Genomic DNA, 1,457 nt, shown 5'->3' with positions numbered 1-1,457 from the left:
CTAAGGGTTGTCCCGCTATTCGCTCGCGGACGGCGGCGGACGGGCGGCTGACTGGCCATGCCGGGGCGCCACGTATCCGCTTGGGCCCGCCCGCGGACGACGCGTAGCCTCTTGGCCATGTGCTACCACGCGTTCAACGGCGCCTTCCGGCATTACGTGTGCGTCGCGTGCCGGCTCTCCTTCAAGGGCAGCACGTGGCCGATCCGCAAGCGCATCTGTCCTGGCTGTCGTCAGGAACTCGTCTTCGCCGGCTACGACTTCGCCGCCCCCCGGCGACGCGACGCGAAGGCGTGGTCCGTCGTTGCTACCGTGCTCGCGGAGGGGCTGACCTACGACCACCGCCCCGGCTGCGGCTGCTCGCGGCTCCCGTCGTTCCGCCCGCGGACTCAATCACAGGTGCGTGTTCGCCGACGCGCGGCCGAGCGGCTGGGCCTGCCTCTGTCGGTGACCCTCGCCCGCCGCGACGCCTTCACCCCGGAGAGCCGGGACGAGCATCCACCCGCGCAGTTGGCCGCCGAGCCTGACATGACCTGAGCGTCACGCCGGATGGTGTCAGACGAGGATCATCAAGGTGCAACACCAAGAAGAGAGCACCGGAGCGGCGATGCAATGATCTTGACGTGACAGGTGTGATTACGGCGTCGGAGCAGTCCTGGATAGCCCCGTTCACCGGGCTGAGCCCTCGTGCATTCGGCAAGCTGATCACGATGCTGCGGTGCGAAGGTGCCGATGCGGTCCGCCCAGGACGCCCTTGGTCACTGTCACTTGAGGACCGCACGCTCCTCGTCGCGGCCTACTGGCGCACGAACCTGACGCTACGGCAGCTCGCACCCCTCTTCGGAATCTCAAAGTCGGCGGCCGATCGCGTCGTCGACCACCTTGGCCCCCTGCTCGCGCTGAAACAAAGACAGCGGTTCCGGAAGGACGCGGTACTCATCGTGGATGGCACGCTGGTCCCCACCCGCGACCACAGCATCGCCGAGAAATCGAAGAACTACCGCTACTCCACCAACCACCAGGTCGTCATCGACGCCGACACCCGACTGGTCGTCGCCGTCGGGCACCCCGTGCCTGGCAACCGTAACGACTGCAAGGCATGGGTCGAGTCGGGGGCAGCGGCGATCGTCGGCCGAACCACCACGATCGCCGACGGCGGCTATCCCGGCACCGGTCTCGTCATCCCGCACCGCCGCCCACTCGGCGGCGAGCTCTGCGAGTGGAAGCAGGAGCACAACCGTTCCCACAAACAGATCCGCGCCCGAGTCGAGCACGTCTTCGCCCGCATGAAGACCTGGAAGATCCTCCGCGACTGCCGACTGAAGGGCGACGGCGTCCACCACGCCATGCTCGGCATCGCCCGGATGCACAACCTCGCCCTCGTTGGATAGGCCGATGGAACGCACAGCGGCCAGCCCCACCCGAGGCGACTCGAAGATCATTTACGGGACAGCCCTTAG

2 protein-coding genes are annotated in these 1,457 nt (G+C 67.2%); both read left to right on the top strand.

Annotated elements, in window-relative coordinates:
- Positions 1-117 precede the first annotated feature (117 nt).
- Positions 118-534: a hypothetical protein gene (locus tag ABZ883_RS43110; protein ID WP_206669408.1), complete on the top strand. Its 417-nt coding sequence runs from the start codon at positions 118-120 to the stop codon at positions 532-534.
- 86 nt (positions 535-620) lie between these two features.
- Positions 621-1,388: a transposase gene (locus tag ABZ883_RS43105; RefSeq protein ID WP_360917789.1), complete on the top strand. Its 768-nt coding sequence runs from the start codon at positions 621-623 to the stop codon at positions 1,386-1,388.
- The last annotated feature ends 69 nt before the right edge of the window (positions 1,389-1,457 follow it).

Source organism: Streptomyces sp. NPDC046977 (genome assembly GCF_040644455.1).
Taxonomy (GTDB): domain Bacteria; phylum Actinomycetota; class Actinomycetes; order Streptomycetales; family Streptomycetaceae; genus Actinacidiphila.
This window is presented reverse-complemented; position numbering and strand designations above follow the sequence as displayed.

Coding starts and splice junctions, on each gene's coding strand:
- ABZ883_RS43110 (WP_206669408.1), top strand. CDS start 118: ATGTGCTACCACGCGTTCAACGGCGCCTTCCGGCATTACGTGTGCGTC.